Genomic DNA, 17,107 nt, shown 5'->3' with positions numbered 1-17,107 from the left:
GCTTTATGAGCGATAGTGACGGCAAAAAGACATTGGGTTTGCGTGGTGGTTCCCGGCCTGGGAACGTGAAACAGAGCTTCAGCCATGGGCGGACCAAGAATGTCGTAGTGGAAACCAAGCGCAAACGCGTTGTGGTTCCCAAGCCGGGTGCGGGTAAAGGCGGCAGTGGTGCGTCTCCCGCGACGGATGGATCCCGTCGACCTGCCGGCATCACCGACGCGGAAATGGCCCGCCGCCTGAAGGCGCTGCAGGCCGCCAAGGCGCGTGAAGTCGAAGAAGCCGCGCAGCGCGAGGCCGAGGAAAAGGCCCGTGCCGAAGAGCGTGAGCGCCGCCGCGCCGAGCAGGAAGCCAAGGAACGCGAACAGCGCGAAGCCGAGGAAAAAGCCCGTCGCAAGGCGGAAGAGGAAGAGCGTAAGCGCCTCGAAGCTGAAGAAGCGGCCAAGCGTGCAGCAGCGGCTCCGGCAGCAGAGCCGGAGAAGGCAAAATCTGCCGGTCCCGCCGCAGGTCGTTCTGCGGCCAAACCCGCAGCCCAGGCCCCGCGCAAAGCTGACCGCGAACGCGAAGAGCGTGGCCGTGGTGGCAAAGGCCGCGATCAGGGTCGCCGTTCCGGCAAACTGACACTGGGTCAGGCAACCGGAGAAGGTGGCCGCCAGCGGTCCATGGCCGCAATGAAGCGCAAGCAGGAGCGCGCGCGTCAGAAGGCAATGGGCACCGTCGAGCGTGAAAAGGTCATCCGTGACGTGCAGCTGCCGGAAACCATCGTTGTTTCCGAGCTGGCAAACCGTATGGCAGAACGCGTTGGTGACGTGGTCAAATCGCTCATGAACATGGGCATGATGGTCACCCAAAACCAGTCGATCGACGCCGATACGGCTGAGCTGATCATCGAAGAATTCGGCCACAAAGTTGTCCGCGTTTCCGACTCTGACGTCGAAGACGTGATCAAAGAGGTCGAGGACAAGGAAGAAGATCTGCAGCCGCGTCCGCCGGTGATCACCATCATGGGTCACGTCGACCACGGTAAAACCTCGCTGCTGGATGCGATCCGCGATGCGCGGGTTGTGGCTGGCGAAGCAGGCGGTATCACCCAGCACATCGGTGCGTATCAGGTGACCACCGATAGCGGCACCGTACTGAGCTTCCTCGATACGCCGGGCCACGCGGCCTTCACCTCGATGCGCTCTCGCGGTGCTCAGGTGACGGATATCGTGGTTCTGGTTGTGGCTGCCGACGATTCGGTCATGCCGCAGACCATCGAGGCGATCAACCACGCCAAGGCTGCCGGTGTTCCGATGATCGTGGCGATCAACAAGATCGACAAACCTGCGGCCGATCCGAACAAGGTGCGTGCCGAGCTGCTGCAACACGAGGTGATCGTGGAAGCCATGTCCGGCGACGTTCAGGACGTGGAAGTGTCCGCCGTGACCGGCCAGGGCCTGGATGAACTGCTGGAAGCCATCGCGCTTCAGGCGGAAATCTTGGAACTGAAAGCCAACCCGAACCGTGCCGCCCAAGGCGCCGTGATCGAAGCACAGCTGGACGTGGGCCGCGGCCCGGTTGCCACTGTTCTGGTTCAGAACGGTACCCTGCATCAGGGCGACATCTTCGTTGTGGGTGAGCAGTACGGTAAGGTCCGTGCGCTGATCAACGACAAGGGTGAGCGCGTCAAGGAAGCCGGTCCGTCGGTTCCGGTCGAGGTTCTGGGTCTCAACGGCACGCCCGAAGCGGGTGACGTGCTGAACGTGACCGAGACCGAGGCACAGGCCCGCGAAATCGCGGAGTACCGCGAGCAGGCCGCCAAGGACAAACGCGCCGCAGCCGGTGCTGCGACCACTCTGGAACAGCTGATGGCCAAGGCTAAGGAAGACGAAAACGTCTCCGAACTGCCGATCCTGGTCAAAGCAGACGTGCAGGGCTCTGCCGAAGCGATCGTTCAGGCGATGGAGAAGATCGGCAACGACGAGGTGCGCGTGCGCGTGCTGCACTCGGGTGTTGGTGCCATCACCGAAACCGATATCGGCCTGGCCGAAGCTTCCGGTGCGCCGGTCATGGGCTTCAACGTTCGTGCCAATACTTCGGCCCGTAACACTGCCAACCAGAAGGGCGTCGAGATCCGCTATTACTCGGTGATCTATGACCTTGTGGATGACGTGAAAGCGGCGGCCTCTGGCCTGCTGTCGGCCGAGATCAAGGAAAACTTCATCGGCTACGCGACCATCAAGGACGTGTTCAAGGTCTCCAACGTCGGCAAGGTTGCCGGCTGTCTGGTCACCGAAGGCGTTGCCCGTCGCTCGGCTGGTGTGCGTCTGCTGCGTGACAACGTGGTGATCCACGAAGGCACGCTGAAAACACTGAAGCGCTTCAAGGATGAAGTCGCAGAGGTTCAGTCCGGTCAGGAATGCGGTATGGCCTTTGAGAACTACGAAGATATCCGCGCAGGCGATGTCATCGAGATCTTCGAGCGTCAGGAAGTTGAACGTAAGCTCGACTAAGGCGCTGCGACACTCAGAAACAGTCAAAACCCCGGCCTCTGTGCCGGGGTTTTTGCATCTTTGAGGTGGTGGGAGGTCTAGTGCCCGCCAAAACGGCTGAGGGCAGCCGCCGGGCTGCCCTCTATTGCCGTGAGTGATTGGTCTTCAGTGGGTCTTCAGTGTGCCGCGAAAATCGGTGGTATTCGGAGGCGTTCTGCCGCGCCTACCGGCACCCCGTTGCGGTCGTTGATGTGTGCCTGCATGAACCTGTCCCGGACCAGAAAACACGTGCCCAAATAGGTCCACCTGTTGTCTGATCCTTCGTCAGGGAGAAGTTCAAAAAGGTTCACTGCCAGATAGTGTAACCAGTTTTTGACAAATTGGTTAACAAAATCTTGACGACTTGCGCCAAAGCAACAATGGCTAGTGTTTCTACCGACAAATCTCCAATATCCGGTAGTAAATTGCGTCCGGATTGGAGGGGAAGTTGGGGGTATGCAGAGGGCAGCCCGCCGGGCGGACCGCCATTTTGGAACGCTACAGCCAATCCCGCAGGATCGGAATCAGCGGAATATCGGCCGGAGGCATCGGGTAATCACGCAGCTCTTGCGGCCGAGCCCATTTCAGAACCTGGCCTTCCCGGGCCTGCGGAATGCCCTCCCATTTGCGGCATGCAAACAGCGGCATCAGCAGGTGAAAATCTTCATAGCTGTGGCTGGCAAAGGTCAGTGGCGCCAGGCAGGATTGCCAGGTGTTGATGCCCAGCTCCTCATCCAGCTCGCGGATCAGCGCCACTTCGGGGGTCTCCCCGGCTTCAACCTTGCCGCCTGGGAATTCCCAAAGCCCGGCCATGGATTTGCCTTCGGGGCGCTGCGCCAGCAGGATCCGCCCTTCGACATCGATCAGGGCCACGGCCGAGACGAGAACCGTTTTCATGACCGGTAATCCGCGTTGATGGTGATATACTGATGGGTCAAATCGCAGGTCCAGACCGTCGCCGCGCCATCGCCAAGACCCAGATCCACCTTGATGGTGATCTCGTCCTGTTTCATTTGCGCGGCGCCGTCCTCTTCCTTGTATGAGGGCGCAACCCAGCCTTTTTCGGCCACGAGAACATCGCCGAAGGAGATCGACAGCAGGTCCCGGTCCGCCGCAGCGCCGGATTTTCCGATTGCCATCACCACGCGGCCCCAGTTGGGGTCCTCACCCGCGATTGCGGTTTTCACCAGAGGCGAATTGGCAATCGCCAGCCCGTGGGTCTTGGCATCTGCGTCGCTTTCGGCGCCGGTCACCTGGATCTCGACGAACTTCGTGGCGCCTTCCCCATCGCGGACGACTTGATGCGCCAGATCCAGCATCACGCCCTCCAGCGCCTGCTCAAACTCCGGGTTCTCGGTTGCGTCAACGCCCGATGCGCCGGTCGCACAGAGCATCAGGCTGTCCGAGGTCGAGGTGTCGCTGTCTACCGTGATGCAGTTGAAGGTCCGGTCACAGATTTTGGCCAGCTGCGCCTGCAGCGCGCTTTGCTCGACCTTGGCATCGGTGAAGATATAGACCAGCATGGTCGCCATATCAGGCGCAATCATGCCGGAACCTTTGGCGATCCCGGCGATGTTCACGGTCTGCCCGTCGATGGTGACCGTGGCGCCAGCGCCCTTGGCAAAGGTATCGGTGGTCATGATGGCGGCGGCTGCTGCTTCCAGCGCATCGGCATTCAACCCATCATTCAGCTCGGCGATCTTGGCGACGATCCGATCATGCGGCAGCGGTTCACCAATCACCCCGGTCGAGGCGGTAAAGACGCGCCCCGCGGGTGCCCCAGTGATGCCGGAGACGGCGGCGACGATCTCTGCCACCGAGGTTTGCCCGTGATGACCGGTAAAGGCATTGGAATTGCCCGAGTTGACCAGAATCGCGGCGCTAGCCGAAGGATCTGCCCCAAGTTTCTCCTGACAATCGCGCACAGGTGCAGATCGCGTCTTGGAGCGAGTGAACACCCCGGAAACCGTGGTGCCCGGATCCAGTACCGCCAGCATCACATCGGTCCGGTCCTGGTATTTTACACCAGCGGCTGCGGTGGCGAACCGCACGCCTTTGATCGTGGGAAGATCGGGAAATCCGGCCGGAGCCAGTGGAGAACAGGGCAGAGGTTTTGCCATCGGATCAGTTCCTTACAAGACCAAGATCTTTAATCATCGCGGGGTCCAGCCCTTCGATTTCGGGTCGTTCGATGGTGGCCTCAGCTGTCAGTGCGTTGACGCGATCTTCGACGGCGCGTGTCCGCAGTTCCTGCTCCAGCTCGCCGCGCACTTCGTCAAAGCTGGGCGCGGCAGATTTGCGCCGTTCGCGCAGCAGGATCACGTGCCAGCCGAACTGGGTTTTCACCGGATCAGAGATATCCCCCGACCGCATGGCAAGTACAGCCTCTTCGAATTCGGGAACCATACTACCCAGCCCGAACCAGCCCAGATCACCGCCGCTTGGCCCGGAGGGGCCGGTCGACCGCGCCTTGGCAGTGGTGGCAAAATCGGCGCCGTCTTCCAGCTCCATCTTGATCTTTTTGGCTTCTTCTTCGGTTTCCACCAGAATGTGCGCCGCGTGGAATTCATCGCCGCCATCGCCGGTGGAGTATTTACGGTCATAGGCCGCGCGCAGGGCTTCCTCACCGGTTGCGTTGGCCATCACCATTTCGATGACATCAGCGGCCAGCAACGCCCGGCTTTCGTTTTCGACCGACAGCTCCACGTAGTGGGGCACTTCGCCATGCAGTTGCTGTTTCAGCGCTGTCTGCTGGATCAGCTGGTCCAGAATGGCGTTGTACAGCACCTCGTCCGGCAGTTGCTTGTACTGCTGCGGCAGGTTTTCACGGGCCATGATCATGTGACCCAAAGTAATCTCTTCGCCGTTGACTGAGGCCACCACGGTATTGGCATGCGGTGCGGCCTGTACCGACAAAGGCAGCGCCATCAGGGCCGCAGTTGCCGCGCCTCGCAGAAAAGTGAGACCTTTCAGCATTCAATTCTTCCTATTCCCGGGCCGCAGCATGGCGCGGCGTTGACACTTATATGCCTGCCGCTTACATCGCCTAAGGGCCAATGGCAGGACCGTCGTTTCCACCTTTGTTTATGGGTTGCGGGCAGGGCGGGCAAGCCTGCCTTAGGTCAGAAGCCATGACAGGACCGTGGGAGAGCACATGCTGGGTATCGGAACACTCGCCAAAAAGATTTTCGGCACACCGAATGACCGAAAAATCAAGGCGACGCGGCCGCTGATCGCAAAGATCAACGCGCTGGAACCCGAATTCGAAAAGCTCAGCGACCAGGGTCTGATCGAGAAAACCGAAGAGCTGCGCAAACGCGCGCTGGACGGTGAAGCCCTCGACGCTCTGTTGCCCGAAGCCTTTGCCAACGTACGCGAAGGGGCCCGCCGGGCGCTGGGTCTTCGGGCCTTTGATACGCAGCTGATGGGCGGTGTTTTCCTGCATCAGGGCAATATCGCCGAGATGAAAACGGGTGAGGGTAAGACACTTGTCGCCACTTTCCCAGCCTACCTCAATGCGCTGACCGGCAAGGGCGTGCATGTGGTTACGGTGAACGAATACCTGGCCAAACGTGACAGCGAATGGATGGGCAAGGTCTTTGAACAGCTGGGCATGACGACAGGCGTGATCTGGTCCGGTCAGCCCGACGATCAGAAGTTGGCCGCTTACCAGTCCGATGTGACCTATGCGACCAACAACGAATTGGGCTTTGACTACCTGCGCGACAACATGAAGCCCAGCCTGGATCAGGTGTTCCAGAAGTATCACAACTTTGCCATCGTCGATGAGGTCGACTCGATCCTGATCGACGAGGCACGTACGCCGCTGATCATTTCCGGCCCGGCTGAAGACCGCTCCGAGCTTTATACCACCATCGACACGGTGATCCCGCTCTTGAGCGAGGAACACTACGAGATCGACGAGAAGACCCGCGGTGTGACCTTCACCGAAGAGGGCAACGAATACCTTGAGCAGAAGCTGATCGAACGCGGCCTGCTGGAAGAGGGGGCCTCGCTCTATGACCCCGAAAGCACCACCGTGGTGCACCACGTCAACCAGGCCCTGCGCGCGCATAAACTGTTCCAGCGTGACAAGGACTACATCGTGCGCGATGGCGAGGTTGTGCTGATCGACGAATTCACCGGCCGCATGATGGCCGGGCGCCGCCTGTCCGAAGGCCTGCATCAGGCCATCGAAGCCAAGGAAGAGGTGCAGATCCAGCCCGAGAACACGACGCTGGCTTCGGTTACCTTCCAGAACTATTTCCGCCTTTATGACCGCCTGTCGGGCATGACCGGTACTGCCATGACCGAAGCCGAGGAATTCGCCGAGATCTATGGTCTGGGCGTGGTCGAGGTTCCGACCAACCGGCCGATTGCACGGGTGGACGAGGACGACCAGGTCTACCGCACCGCGATGGAAAAATACCGCGCGATGATCGAAGAGACCAAGAAGGCCCATGCCAAGGGGCAGCCGGTTCTTCTGGGCACCACCTCAATCGAGAAATCCGAACTGCTGAGCCAGATGCTGCAGCAGGAAGGCATCGAACACAACGTGCTGAACGCGCGCCACCACGAGCAGGAAGCGCAGATCGTCGCCGATGCCGGGCGGCTTGGCGCGGTGACCATCGCCACCAACATGGCTGGCCGGGGTACCGACATTCAGCTGGGCGGCAACGTCGACATCAAGGTGATGGCCGCGCTTGAGGCCAACCCCGATGCCGACCCTGCCGAGCTGCGCGCCGCCGAGGAAGCCAAGCACGCCGAAGAAAAGCAGAAGGTTCTGGACGCGGGCGGCCTGTTCGTGATGGCCTCTGAACGCCACGAAAGCCGCCGCATCGACAACCAGCTGCGCGGCCGTTCGGGCCGACAGGGTGACCCCGGCCGTACCCGGTTCTACCTCAGCCTCGAAGACGACCTGATGCGGATTTTCGGGTCCGAGCGTCTCGACAAGGTGCTGTCCTCGCTGGGCATGAAGGAAGGCGAAGCGATCATTCACCCTTGGGTGAACAAATCGCTGGAACGTGCCCAGGCCAAGGTCGAAGGCCGCAACTTCGATATGCGTAAGAACGTGCTGAAGTTCGACGACGTGATGAACGACCAGCGCAAGGTGATCTTTGGCCAGCGCCGTGAAATCATGGCGGCAGAGGATCTGTCCGAGATCGTCAATGATATGCGTCACGAGGTGATCGACGACCTGATCGACACTTACATGCCGCCCAAGACCTACGCCGAACAGTGGGACACCGCAGGCCTGCAGGCCGCTGTGCTTGAAGGGCTGGGCATCGACGCGCCGGTGGCCGAATGGGCTGCCGAGGAAGGCGTCGACGACGAACAGATCCGCGAACGGCTTGAGGCCGCAAGCGATGCGCTGATGGCGGAAAAGACCGAAGCCTTCGGTCCGGAAAACATGCGCAACATCGAAAAGCAGGTGCTGCTGCAGACCATCGACGCCAAGTGGCGCGAACATCTGCTGACGCTGGAGCATCTGCGCTCGGTCGTGGGCTTCCGCGGTTATGCGCAGCGTGATCCGCTGAACGAGTATAAGAACGAAAGCTTCCAGCTGTTCGAAAGCATGCTCGACTCCCTGCGCGAAGACGTTGCCAAGCAGCTGAGCCGCGTGCGTCCGATGAACGAAGAAGAGCAGCGCCAGATGATGATGGAAATGGCAGCCCGCCAGGCCGCCATGCAGCAAATGGCCTCCGCTGGCGGCGCACCTGCGCCTGCTGCAGAAGGCGAAGCTGTTGCTGAACTCGCGGAAGAGCCCGCGCCCGGATTTGTCGAGGATGATCCCGAAACCTGGGGCAACCCGTCGCGCAATGACAAATGCCCCTGTGGATCGGGCAAGAAGTTCAAACATTGCCACGGGCGTCTGGCCTGAGATACGCCTGCATCCCCGGTTGAACGCCAGCCGTTTTAACCGGGGATCGGCCCCTGATTTGGCCTGACCGCACGCGGGGGCCATTCAGACAGAGATATTAAAATTCTCTTTATTCTGCCCGAATCTCTCCCGCAGGCGGCCACAAACTGGCCGCCTTTCCCATGCTACACTTCCTTAACCTATCCAGGGTGTGGAGTGTGTGATGATGGACAAACGTATCTTGATCTTGAGCAGCGGAACCGTGGCCTGTGCGCTGGGGATCGGCTTTTTCATGCAGCAGTCCGCCGCTCCGCGTATCTATGAAACACCGGAGATCAGTGCCGCGTCGGTGCAGGTCCCGGCCGATCCGGATCTGTCCGAGCTAACCATCGAGAACATCACGCTGACCTCGGTTCCGCACGAAGATCCGGCGCCGCAGCAGGCAGAGACCGCGCAGGCCGAAGCGGTCGTCGCCAAGGATGACTGCGCCCTGTCGGTCGCAGCAAATGCACTGCCCGGTGCCATGGTTAAACTCGACGTATCCGCGCCCTGCCAGGCGGGAAAGCGGCTGACGGTGCATCATCAGGGCATGATGTTCACGGTAGCGCTGGATGATGCGGGCCATCTGACACAAGAGGTGCCAGCCCTGGCCACTTCGGCGGTATTCATCATCGAGCCGCAGGACGGGATGGCCGAAGTCGCGGTGGTACCGGTGCCGGACCTTTCCGAAATCGACCGCGTCGCGCTGCAATGGACCGGCAACAGCGGTTTTGAAATTCATGCCCGCGAAAACGGCGCCGACTATGGCGCGCCGGGGCATGTCTGGCATGGTTCTGATCCGGCCTCTGGCATGGGCCATATGGTGCGGCTGGGCGATGACAGCCAGTTGGCGCCGCGTCTGGCCGAGGTTTACAGCTTCCCGCGCGCCGCCGAACAAGCCGGTGAAACGGTGGAAATCAGCGTCGAGGCAGAGATCACCGCGATCAACTGTGGCCGTGATGTCGAGGCGCAGGCCCTGACCCTGCATCGGGCTGGCGGGCAGAGTAAACTGCAGACCCGCGACCTGACGCTGGCAATCCCCGATTGCGCGGCCAAGGGTGACTTTCTGGTGTTGAATAATCTGTTGGAAAACCTGAAAATCGCCTCCAACTGATCCGCATTCATTCCAGGATTTCTCATGGCTTTCTTTCGTGCGGCGATTTGCGCCGCACTTCTTCTGTCCGGAACTGTCACATCGCTGGCCGCCCAGGATGTCACGCTGTCTTCTCCCGATGGGGCCGTGGAAATCACCGGCAACCTGTTGGGATTCGACGGAGAATATTACCGTGTCGACACCAAGTTCGGCGAGTTGACCGTCGACGGATCCGGGGTCAGCTGTGACGGTCCGGGCTGTCCCAGCCTGTCCGATTACGTGGCCGAGATCACCCTGTCGGGGTCCTCGACCATGGCAGAGGTCCTGCTGCCCGCCCTGATCGAAGGGTTTGCCCTGCGCAACGGCTACCAGACGCGCCGCGATCCGCTGCCCGGCGACAATTTCGAATATGTTCTGCTGCGCGGGGATCGTCCCGCTGCCCGGTTCGATTTTTTCGTCAGCAATACCGACGAAGGCTTTGCAGATCTTCTGGCGGATGAGGCGGATATCGTCATGGCGCTGCGGGAAATCCGCCCGGCCGAGCGCGAACACGCGCAGGCGGCTGGCATGGGGGACATGACGGGCCCGTCGCGTAGCCGGGTTCTGGCGCTTGATGCGATGGTGCCGCTGGTGTCGCCGGAAAACCCGGTGCAGCGTATCTCTCTGCCGCAGCTGGTTGCGATCCTTTCCGGTGAGATCACCAACTGGTCCGAGCTGGGCGGCGCCGATGCACCGATTTCCCTGCACCTGCCGGTCGAAGGCTCCGGCCTGGCCCAGGCGGTTGAGGACAAGCTGCTGGCCCCGGCCAAGGCGACATTGATGCCTGATCTGCGTCGCCATGACCGGCACAGCACGATGGTGCGCATGGTTGCCACGGACCCCTTCGCACTCGCTATCGGCAGTTTTGCCAATACGGGCACCGCGCGAGCGCTGACCCTGACCGGGCCATGTGGGTTCTCCCTGCGCGCGACGCGCCGGTCGATCAAGACTGAGGATTACCCGCTGACCTCTCCCATGTTCCTCTATCTGCCGGAACGGCGGCTGCCCAAGGTGGCGCGGGATTTCCTTAGCTACGTGCGTGGTCCCGGTGCGCAGATCGTGATCCGCAGGGCGGGGTTTGTCGATCAGGCGCCGGAACGCGTGTCGATTGCTGCTCAGGGGGACCGGCTGGCCAACGCGATCGAGGCGGCAGGACCAGAGGTGGATCTGGAAGAACTGCAGCGGCTGACATCTACTCTGCGCGGGCTCCAGAGGCTGACAACATCCTTCCGGTTTGAACCGGGTTCAACCCGCCCCGATGCGCAATCCCGCAGCAACATCGAACAATTAGGCCGGGCGCTGGAGGCCGGGATCTACGATTCGCACAGGTTGCTCTTCGTCGGCTTCTCCGACGGAGTGGGACCGGCTGAGACAAACCGCAACATCGCGATCAAGCGGGCCAATGCGGTGCGCGATGCGGTGGCGGCAGCGGCAGAGACCGCCAATCTCGACCGGGTGGAGATCGACGTGGCTGCCTTTGGTGAGGCTCTGCCCATGGCCTGCGATGACAGCGCCTGGGGCCGCGAGGTGAACCGCCGGGTCGAAGTCTGGGTACGCTGACCCCTGCGGTGGGTGCCAGAGCTATAGATACCCGTGGCTGCGAAAGCTGAGTTCGGATGATTTTCCGATGATCAGGTGATCGTGCAGGGTGATGCCAAGCGCGGTCAGGGCGTTCTCAATGGTTGCGGTCATGCTGATATCGCTTTCCGAGGGGGTCGGATCGCCCGAGGGGTGATTGTGCACCAGAATCACAGCGCTGGCGTTCAGCTCCAGCGCCCGTTTGGCGACCTCGCGCGGGTAGACCGGCACATGATCGACGGTGCCGCGGGCCTGTTCCTCATCCGCGATCAGCACGTTCTTGCGGTCCAGGAAAAGCACCCTGAACTGCTCGACTTCAGAGTGGGACATGGTGGTGTGGCAGTAGTCCAGCAGCGCATCCCAACTGGATAGCACCTGCCGCCGCATGATGCGGGAACGCGCCATACGGTGGGCGGCGGCCTCCAGCACCTTAAGGTCGGTGATCACCGCCTCGCCAATGCCCTTTACCTGCAACAGGCGCTCTGCCGGGGCGGTGATGACCCGGTTGAAGTCGCCAAAGGTATCCATAAGTCGGCGTGCCAGCGGCTTGACGTCCTGACGCGGGATAGACCGGAACAGTATCAGCTCAAGCAGCTCATAATCTGGCATGGCTGCCGCGCCGCCCTCCATGAACCGCAGGCGCAGCCGGGCGCGGTGATCCTTGATATAGGAGGGCAGGCGTCCGGCAGGGACCAGCGCGGCGCGCGCTTCGTCACTGCAATCAAACAGTGGAAGGGTCTTGTCCCGGAGTGCGCCAGCTTTCACCACGATCACCATCTTTGAGGGTATCAGGCCTGTCCCTGTCATTAAGGGCCAGCGGGGTGGGCTGCACAAAGTAAAAACGCCCCACGAGGGGGCGTTTTTGCGATGGTATTCGACCCGAAAGCCGGGCAGGGTTCGGGGGTTACCCCTTCATGCCGTCCCAGAAGCTTTTGACCGAGGAAAAGAAGCTGCGGGATTCAGGGTTCGTGTTCTCTTCCGAGAGGTCTTCGAACTCGCGCAGCAGTTCCTTTTGTCGAGAGGTCAGGTTGACCGGTGTTTCCACGGCCAGCTCGATGAACATGTCACCGGGGCTGCCGCCACGCAGCGCGGGCATACCCTTGCCGCGCAGGCGCATCTGACGGCCCGACTGGCTGCCTTCGGGGATCTGGACACGTCCACGGCCGCCGTCGATGGTCGGCACCTCGATGGCACCGCCCAGGGCAGCTTTGGCCATCGACACGGGCACTCGGCAATAAAGATTGTTGCCGTCGCGTTCGAACAGATCGTGCGGCGAAACCTCGACAAAGATGTAGAGATCGCCCGGAGGTCCACCACGCAGGCCAGCTTCGCCTTCGCCGGCCAGACGGATCCGTGTGCCGGTTTCCACGCCCGCCGGAATATTCACCGACAGCGAGCGGTCCTTTTCCACGCGGCCATGGCCGTGGCAGGTTTTGCACGGGTTCTTGATGATCTGGCCCAGGCCCGAACAGGTCGGGCAGCTGCGCTCCACCGTGAAAAAGCCCTGTTGCGCACGCACCTTGCCCATACCCGAACAGGTCGGGCAGGTGGTGGGTTCGACCCCACCTTCGGCACCGGTGCCCTCGCAGGAGGTACAGGCGACCGAGGTCGGAACCTTGATCGTCTTGTGCAGACCGGAGAAGGCCTCTTCCAGGGTGACGCGCAGGTTATAGCGCAGATCCGCGCCGCGCGATGCGCGCTGACGCCCGCCTGCTTGGCCGCGTCCGCCCATAAAGTCGCCGAACAGGTCGTCGAACACATCCGAGAAGGCTGAGGAGAAATCGCCGCCGCCCGGATGGCCGCCGCGGGGACCGCCGCCACCGCCCATGCCATTTTCAAAGGCCGCATGACCATAGCGGTCATAGGCTGCCTTCTTCTCGGCGTCCTTCAAAACCTCGTAGGCCTCGTTGGCCTCTTTGAACTGCGCTTCGGCATCCGGGTTATCGGCATTGCGATCCGGGTGCAGTTCCTTGGCTTTCTTGCGATAGCCTTTTTTGATTTCCTCGGCGGTGGCGCCTTTAGCCACCCCGAGAATGTCGTAATAGTCGCGTTTTGACATCGGTTTACCCCTTCTGCCTCAACGTAAAACGGGCCAGTCCGGGGTCCGGACCGGCCCGAGGGTCAAGCCAATGATTCAGACCTTAGCGCTTGTCGCCGTCCAGGTCTTCGAATTCGGCATCCACGATGTCGTCGTCGCCCGGGCCGCTGGCTTCGTCAGCGGCTGTGGGTTCTTCTTCACCTTCTTCAGCCTGCGCCTTGTAGATCGCTTCGCCCAGTTTCATCGCCGCTTCGGTGACGTTCTGGATGCCAGCCTTGATCTTCTCGGCATTGGCTTTGTCGCTTTCCAGGTCGTCCTTCAGCGCGGCAACCGCCAGTTCGATCACTTCGACGGTGGACGGGTCCACCTTGTCGCTGTGCTCTTCCAGCGACTTCTCGGTCGAATGGATCAGGCTTTCGGCCTGGTTCTTCGCTTCGATCAGCTCGCGGCGTTCCTTGTCCGCCTCGGCGTTGTCCTCGGCGTCCTTGACCATCTTTTCGATGTCGTCATCGGACAGACCGCCCGAAGCCTGAATGGTGATCGTCTGCTCTTTGCCGGTCGCCTTGTCCTTGGCGCCGACCGAAACGATACCGTTGGCGTCGATGTCAAAGGTCACTTCGATCTGCGGCATGCCGCGCGGTGCCGGCGGGATGTCCTCGAGGTTGAACTGACCGAGCATCTTGTTGTCGGCAGCCATCTCGCGCTCACCCTGGAACACACGAATGGTCACGGCGTTCTGGTTGTCTTCCGCGGTCGAGAACACCTGCGACTTCTTGGTCGGGATGGTGGTGTTGCGGTCGATCAGGCGGGTGAAGACACCACCCAGGGTTTCGATACCCAAGCTCAGCGGGGTTACGTCGAGCAGAACAACGTCTTTCACGTCACCCTGCAGAACACCGGCCTGAATGGCGGCGCCCATGGCAACCACTTCGTCCGGGTTCACACCCTTGTGCGGCTCTTTACCGAAGAACTTGGTCACCTCTTCGATGACTTTCGGCATCCGGGTCATACCACCGACCAGAACCACCTCATCAATGTCGGACGCGGACAGACCGGCGTCTTTCAGAGCTGCGGCGCAGGGCTTCATCGAAGCCTTGATCAGGTCGCCAACTAGGCTTTCCAGCTTGGCGCGGGTCAGTTTCATGACCATGTGCAGCGGCTGGCCCGAGGACGGATCCATCGAGATGAACGGCTGGTTGATTTCGGTCTGCGAGCTGGAGGACAGTTCGATCTTGGCTTTTTCAGCGGCTTCTTTCAGTCGCTGCAGGGCCATCTTGTCCTTGGTCAGGTCGACCTGGTGCTCTTTCTTGAACTGATCCGCGAGGTAGTTGACGATGCGCATGTCAAAGTCTTCACCACCGAGGAAGGTGTCGCCGTTGGTCGACTTCACTTCGAACAGGCCGTCGTCGATTTCCAGGATGGTCACGTCGAAGGTACCACCACCAAGGTCATAAACCGCGATGGTCTGGGTGTCTTCCTTGTCGAGGCCATAGGCCAGCGCGGCGGCTGTCGGCTCGTTGATGATACGCAGGACTTCAAGACCGGCGATCTTGCCTGCGTCTTTGGTGGCCTGACGCTGTGCGTCGTTGAAATAGGCAGGCACGGTGATGACGGCCTGGGTCACTTCCTCACCGAGGTAGGACTCCGCGGTCTCTTTCATCTTGCCGAGAATGAAGGCCGAGATCTGGCTCGGCGAATACTTCTCACCCTTGGCTTCGACCCATGCGTCGCCATTGCCGCCGCTGATCACGTTGAACGGCAGGTTTTTCTTGTCTTTTGCCAGATCCGCATCGTCAAACCGGCGGCCGATCAGGCGCTTGACGCCGAAGATGGTGTTGTCCGGGTTGGTGACGGCCTGACGTTTGGCGGGCTGGCCAACCAGACGCTCTTCGTCGGTGAATGCGACGATGGACGGAGTGGTGCGGGTCCCTTCGGCGTTTTCAATCACGCGCGGCTGCGAACCATCCATGATGGCAACGCAGGAGTTGGTGGTCCCGAGGTCGATCCCGATAACTTTGCTCATTTTCGATCCCTTTTCTTTTCAAGGCGATTTCCCGAGACCTGGACCCGTTTTGGCATCCAGACCCCGATTTCGGTGCCAGGAGGTCTGCATCTCCCGGCGTCACGGCGTATATAGGGAGCGGAATTTGCCCCTGCAAGCGCCTGAACGCGTCGAGAAAGACGATTCAATGCGCTTTTTTGCATGGGCCGTGGTTAAGAATGGAATAACGGCGATGAGCAAGCTGCGCCTGCGCGGGTTCGAGATTTACAAAAGCCATCTGACCCCCGATGCGCAGCGGAACCTGATCGCGGCGTTGCGCCCGGTTCTGAAGGCGGCGCCGCTGTTTTCGCCTGTGGTGCCTGGGGGCGGGCAGATGTCGGTGCGCATGACCTCGGCTGGGGCGTTCGGCTGGTATTCCGACGCCGAGGGCTACCGCTACGCTCCAAAGCATCCGCGCGGCAGCGACTGGCCCGCGATCCCGGAACCGATTCTCGACATCTGGCGTGAGCTGACGGGGTTGGAGCGTCTGCCCGATTGCTGTCTCATCAACTACTACGGCGAAGACGCGCGCATGGGTCTGCATCAGGACAAGGACGAGGCGGATTTCTCCTATCCGGTTGTGTCCATTTCCCTTGGTGATGACGGGCTGCTGCGCCTTGGAAATCCGACACGCGGTGGCAAGACGGATTCGCTCTGGCTCAATTCCGGCGACGTGGTGGTCATGGGCGGAGAGGCGCGGCTGGCCTATCATGGGGTGGACCGGATCCGGTTCAAGTCTTCGCGGCTCTTGCCCAAAGGTGGGCGGCTCAATCTGACGCTGCGCGTTGTGACTTAAAACGTTGGACCAGGTCTGGGGCTGCGTCTTCCAGCCAATGTACGTCGGCGCAGGCTGCCACAGCTGCCCCTGCGGCGCTGTTGAAACGGCGATCACCAAAATAGCCGATAGAAAACCAGCCGCGTCCGTCTTCGGGTTCGCGCCGGAACAGGTCAAACCCGAACGAGCCATCATCCCGCCGGAAGATATCGACGCAGATGCTGTTGGTGCCGTCAGGCAGGTTGAGCGAAGCAAGAACGTGGTGTGGGTGCGCCACTACCGGCGCGCGCTCCAGCTGAGCGAGACGTGGCGGCGGGTGTAGAATTCACCCATTAGGCCGATCATCACCAGCACCAGCCCCACCCAGGCGGCGTATTGCCATGTGCTGTGGTGGGGATTGTAGTTGATGAAGACATAGCCGCGCGACTGGTCGATGCAGTGGAACAGTGGGTTCCAGTCGAACATGGCCAGCATGAAGGTCGGCAGGGTATTGGCGAGGAACATCTTGCCCGAGGCGATCATGTTGGCGCGCTGGTAGATCATCGAGAAGATACCAACGAGGCTGGGCGCCCAGGGCTTCATCACCAGAAAGACAAGCCCGACCGCCGCGCCAGTGAACCAAGCCAGCAGAACCATACCAAAGGCGCCGATGGGTTGTTCGATATGCACCGGGGTAAAGGCGACGTGATAGACGAACAGGATGATCAGCAGCGACAGCACCTGAATATAAAGCGAGCCAAGCGCCGCTGACAGGATCGCCACCATGGTGTTCATCGGCGCGTGCTGCATCATCGGGCTGCTGGGCCCCTCTGCGCCGGCGACGGCGCTGACGGTTTTGGTATGGGTGAGGAACAGGAAGATCCCCGACAGCACATAAAGCAGAAAGTCGCCGCGAATGGCAGAGCCGCGCATGCCCAGAACCGCGAACATGATGTAAAAGGCCGCGACGAACAGAACAGCCTGCAACAGGTTGAGCCCCAGTGCGATCAGCGCGTTGTTGTGTTTCGACCGTACGCTCCGCACGACCGAATGAAAGACCACCTCGCCCATGGCGATGAGTCCGGAAACCGACGTTTTTTGCGTGCGAACCTGAAACATGTGGCCTGTAATCTGCGTTTGTTGCGGATTGAGGGA

At 60.9% G+C, this 17,107-nt stretch carries 12 protein-coding genes; 5 read left to right on the top strand and 7 right to left on the bottom strand.

The window, feature by feature from the left end; all coding sequences use genetic code 11:
* Positions 1-5 precede the first annotated feature (5 nt).
* Entirely contained in the window at positions 6-2,492 is a 2,487-nt protein-coding gene (gene infB / locus AC5SSZ_RS21335) for a translation initiation factor IF-2 (protein ID WP_065272080.1), read from the top strand.
* A 516-nt stretch (positions 2,493-3,008) separates the two neighbouring features.
* Here infB and mutT read toward each other — a convergent pair.
* From mutT to AC5SSZ_RS21320, 3 genes are read right to left on the bottom strand one after another with little or no spacing between them, the layout of a single operon-like run.
* The gene (mutT, locus tag AC5SSZ_RS21330; protein WP_495439944.1) at positions 3,009-3,407 is read right to left on the bottom strand and encodes an 8-oxo-dGTP diphosphatase MutT; all 399 of its coding nucleotides are present in this window, start codon (positions 3,405-3,407) and stop codon (positions 3,009-3,011) included.
* Complete coding sequence (gene argJ / locus AC5SSZ_RS21325) at positions 3,404-4,630, bottom strand: bifunctional glutamate N-acetyltransferase/amino-acid acetyltransferase ArgJ (protein WP_495439943.1); 1,227 nt, start codon at positions 4,628-4,630, stop codon at positions 3,404-3,406. The genes mutT and argJ overlap by 4 nt, the downstream gene beginning before the upstream one ends.
* A gap of 4 nt (positions 4,631-4,634) precedes the next feature.
* A complete protein-coding gene (locus AC5SSZ_RS21320; protein WP_274829347.1) occupies positions 4,635-5,486 on the bottom strand; it encodes a peptidylprolyl isomerase in 852 nt (283 codons plus the stop codon).
* 178 nt (positions 5,487-5,664) lie between these two features.
* Here AC5SSZ_RS21320 and secA point away from each other — a divergent pair, with 178 nt between their 5' ends.
* The 3 genes from secA to AC5SSZ_RS21305 all read left to right on the top strand — a co-directional run bounded on the left by secA (position 5,665) and on the right by AC5SSZ_RS21305 (position 11,101).
* Positions 5,665-8,391 carry a preprotein translocase subunit SecA gene (secA, locus tag AC5SSZ_RS21315; RefSeq protein WP_274836068.1) on the top strand — a complete coding sequence of 909 codons (2,727 nt, stop codon included), beginning with the start codon at positions 5,665-5,667 and terminating at the stop codon, positions 8,389-8,391.
* Positions 8,392-8,593: 202 nt separating this feature from the next.
* Complete coding sequence (locus AC5SSZ_RS21310) at positions 8,594-9,523, top strand: hypothetical protein (RefSeq protein ID WP_495439939.1); 930 nt, start codon at positions 8,594-8,596, stop codon at positions 9,521-9,523.
* A 24-nt stretch (positions 9,524-9,547) separates the two neighbouring features.
* Positions 9,548-11,101 (top strand): substrate-binding domain-containing protein, encoded by a 1,554-nt coding sequence (locus AC5SSZ_RS21305; protein WP_495439936.1) that lies wholly within the window; start codon positions 9,548-9,550, stop codon positions 11,099-11,101.
* Between the two features lie 21 nt (positions 11,102-11,122).
* Here AC5SSZ_RS21305 and radC read toward each other — a convergent pair whose 3' ends face one another.
* From radC to dnaK, 3 genes are all read right to left on the bottom strand, one after another.
* Positions 11,123-11,887 (bottom strand): RadC family protein, encoded by a 765-nt coding sequence (radC, locus tag AC5SSZ_RS21300; RefSeq protein ID WP_495439934.1) that lies wholly within the window; start codon positions 11,885-11,887, stop codon positions 11,123-11,125.
* Between the two features lie 136 nt (positions 11,888-12,023).
* The gene (gene dnaJ, locus AC5SSZ_RS21295; protein WP_065272088.1) at positions 12,024-13,178 is read right to left on the bottom strand and encodes a molecular chaperone DnaJ; all 1,155 of its coding nucleotides are present in this window, start codon (positions 13,176-13,178) and stop codon (positions 12,024-12,026) included.
* Positions 13,179-13,260: 82 nt separating this feature from the next.
* Positions 13,261-15,180, bottom strand: a complete 1,920-nt coding sequence (gene dnaK / locus AC5SSZ_RS21290; RefSeq protein ID WP_065272089.1) for a molecular chaperone DnaK — start codon at positions 15,178-15,180, stop codon at positions 13,261-13,263.
* Positions 15,181-15,391: 211 nt separating this feature from the next.
* Between dnaK and AC5SSZ_RS21285 the strand changes: the two genes are divergently transcribed.
* On the top strand, positions 15,392-15,994 hold the full coding sequence (locus AC5SSZ_RS21285; RefSeq protein ID WP_274829352.1) for an alpha-ketoglutarate-dependent dioxygenase AlkB family protein: 603 nt from the start codon (positions 15,392-15,394) through the stop codon (positions 15,992-15,994).
* 255 nt (positions 15,995-16,249) lie between these two features.
* Here AC5SSZ_RS21285 and AC5SSZ_RS21280 read toward each other — a convergent pair whose 3' ends face one another.
* Complete coding sequence (locus tag AC5SSZ_RS21280) at positions 16,250-17,071, bottom strand: ABC transporter permease (protein ID WP_065272092.1); 822 nt, start codon at positions 17,069-17,071, stop codon at positions 16,250-16,252.
* Positions 17,072-17,107 lie beyond the last annotated feature (36 nt).

The sequence above is a fragment of the Phaeobacter sp. CC-HEC084 genome, assembly GCF_059429255.1.
The sequence above is the reverse complement of the archived record's forward strand: the minus strand, read 5'-3'. Positions and strand labels throughout refer to the sequence as shown.

Excerpts from the sequence above, each read along its gene's own strand:
- infB (WP_065272080.1), top strand. The coding sequence starts at position 6 with ATGAGCGATAGTGACGGCAAAAAGACATTGGGTTTGCGTGGTGGTTCC.
- mutT (WP_495439944.1), bottom strand. The coding sequence starts at position 3,407 with ATGAAAACGGTTCTCGTCTCGGCCGTGGCCCTGATCGATGTCGAAGGG.
- argJ (WP_495439943.1), bottom strand. The coding sequence starts at position 4,630 with ATGGCAAAACCTCTGCCCTGTTCTCCACTGGCTCCGGCCGGATTTCCC.
- AC5SSZ_RS21320 (WP_274829347.1), bottom strand. The coding sequence starts at position 5,486 with ATGCTGAAAGGTCTCACTTTTCTGCGAGGCGCGGCAACTGCGGCCCTG.
- secA (WP_274836068.1), top strand. The coding sequence starts at position 5,665 with ATGCTGGGTATCGGAACACTCGCCAAAAAGATTTTCGGCACACCGAAT.
- AC5SSZ_RS21310 (WP_495439939.1), top strand. The coding sequence starts at position 8,594 with ATGATGGACAAACGTATCTTGATCTTGAGCAGCGGAACCGTGGCCTGT.
- AC5SSZ_RS21305 (WP_495439936.1), top strand. The coding sequence starts at position 9,548 with ATGGCTTTCTTTCGTGCGGCGATTTGCGCCGCACTTCTTCTGTCCGGA.
- dnaJ (WP_065272088.1), bottom strand. The coding sequence starts at position 13,178 with ATGTCAAAACGCGACTATTACGACATTCTCGGGGTGGCTAAAGGCGCC.
- dnaK (WP_065272089.1), bottom strand. The coding sequence starts at position 15,180 with ATGAGCAAAGTTATCGGGATCGACCTCGGGACCACCAACTCCTGCGTT.
- AC5SSZ_RS21285 (WP_274829352.1), top strand. The coding sequence starts at position 15,392 with ATGAGCAAGCTGCGCCTGCGCGGGTTCGAGATTTACAAAAGCCATCTG.
- AC5SSZ_RS21280 (WP_065272092.1), bottom strand. The coding sequence starts at position 17,071 with ATGTTTCAGGTTCGCACGCAAAAAACGTCGGTTTCCGGACTCATCGCC.